At 62.9% G+C, this 1,763-nt stretch carries 2 protein-coding genes; both read left to right on the forward strand.

Annotated features, from left to right (window positions below; all coding sequences use genetic code 11):
* Positions 1-357: phosphopantetheine-binding protein (locus tag ACFUEL_RS39325; RefSeq protein WP_380242967.1), on the forward strand; the 357-nt coding region annotated here is incomplete at its 5' end.
* 48 nt (positions 358-405) lie between these two features.
* Positions 406-1,662 carry an MFS transporter gene (locus ACFUEL_RS39330; RefSeq protein WP_380242968.1) on the forward strand — a complete coding sequence of 419 codons (1,257 nt, stop codon included), beginning with the start codon at positions 406-408 and terminating at the stop codon, positions 1,660-1,662.
* Positions 1,663-1,763 lie beyond the last annotated feature (101 nt).

The following is a 1,763-nucleotide window of genomic DNA, read 5'->3' on the forward strand; positions in this document are numbered from 1 at the left end:
GTATTCGTCGAGCTGGAACGGCTCCCGCTGACCCCGAACGGGAAGGTGGACCGCAAGGCCCTGCCCGAGCCGGAGTCGCACCGGCGGGATCTGGCGCAGGAGTTCGTGGCACCGCGAACCGAAGCGGAACGAGTGATAGCCGCGATCTGGTCGAACATCTTGGGTATCGCGGAGGTCGGCGTCCACGACAACTTCTTCGAGCTCGGCGGGCATTCGCTGCTGGCGACGCAGGTGGCGTCACGGCTACGTGATCACTTCCACCTCGAAGTTCCTGTTCGGACCGTCTTCAGTAGTCCGACGATCGAGTCGTTGGCCGTCACAGTCGGCCGGGCGGTGCTCCGTGCCATTCGCGCGTAGGCAACGAGCAGTACGACATCGAGGGCAAGCACAGGAAGGGAGAGAAAATTGAAGAAGCCACCGGGTGAACGTCTGCGCTGGAACAGGGACTTCGCGCTGCTGTGGAGCGGGCAGGCACTCTCGCAGCTCGGAACGCAGATGGATGTCATCGCGTACCCGTTGTTGGTCCTTGCGATCACGGGGTCACCGAGTTGGGCCGGAGTAGTGGGGTTCGCACAGACGATTCCGTTCCTGCTGTTCGCACTCCCGGCCGGTGCTCTGGTAGACCGCTGGGACCGGCGCCGAGTGATGATTTTCTCGGATGGAACACGCTGTCTCCTCCTCACGTTTCTGGTGGTCGCAATTGCAACTGGCTGGGTCGGTCTGCCCCTTGTGGTAGCGGTGGCGTTCGCCGAGGCAGTGCTCGGGATCTTCTTCAACATCGCCGGCCAGGGAGCGGTTCGATCGCTGGTTCCGAAAGAGTTCCTCGGGGTAGCCGCAGCCCGACTGCAGGCGCGGGATGCGACAGCCGCCCTGGTGGGTGGTCCAGTGGGCGGGGCGCTGTTCGGAGTGCACCGGGTGCTGCCATTTGTCGGCGATGCACTGTCGTACCTCTTCGGTGCCGTCAGTACGCTGTTGATCAAGCAACCTTTCCAGGAAACTGCCCGTACGAAGCCCGAAAGCATCGTGGCCGCTGTCAAGGCCGGCCTGCGCTTTGCATGGCGCGAGCCGTTCATCCGCGCGAGCGCACTGATGGGGGGTGCTGCCAACACCATCGGGTCGGCAGTGGTACTGCTATCCATCATCATTGCCAAGGAGAACGGTTCGTCACCGACAAGCATCGGCGCACTGTCGGCGCTCATCGGGCTCGGTGGCATTCTGGGTGCACTCGCAGTTCCAGTACTGCAGCGTCGACTGTCGAAGACGGCGATTTTCGTTGGAGTCGGCTGGTGGTGGGTGCTGTTGATCCCTTTGATGGCGTTCACCGGAAACCCCTATCTGCTCGGCCTGATCGGTGCCGCGCTCACGTTTCCGTTCTCGACCTGGAACGCCGTGGCGTTCGCCAGGGTGGTTGGGCTGACGCCTGATGGGATATTCGGGCGAGTGCAGAGCGTGAACCAACTGATCTCGCGGGCCATGACGCCGCTGGGACCGCTGGGTGCCGGTATCGGATACGCAATTCTTGGCCCGATTCCTACAGTGCTGGTGCTGGTGGCTCTGACACTGATCATGGCACTCGGCGGAACAATGTCGCGGGGGCTGCGTCAGATCAAGGCCGAAGATGCCGAGGAGGTCGAGGAAGCGACTCCAACTCTGGCGCGCTGAAGACTAGTTGTACACGGGAATCCCCGACCTGTCGGGGGTTCCCGGGGTGGGCAAGATGCCGCGGGGCCCCTGGCTGGCTGGGTAAAACAAGCGTTTTACCC

This window comes from Kitasatospora sp. NPDC057198, assembly GCF_042670125.1.
GTDB lineage: Bacteria > Actinomycetota > Actinomycetes > Streptomycetales > Streptomycetaceae > Kitasatospora.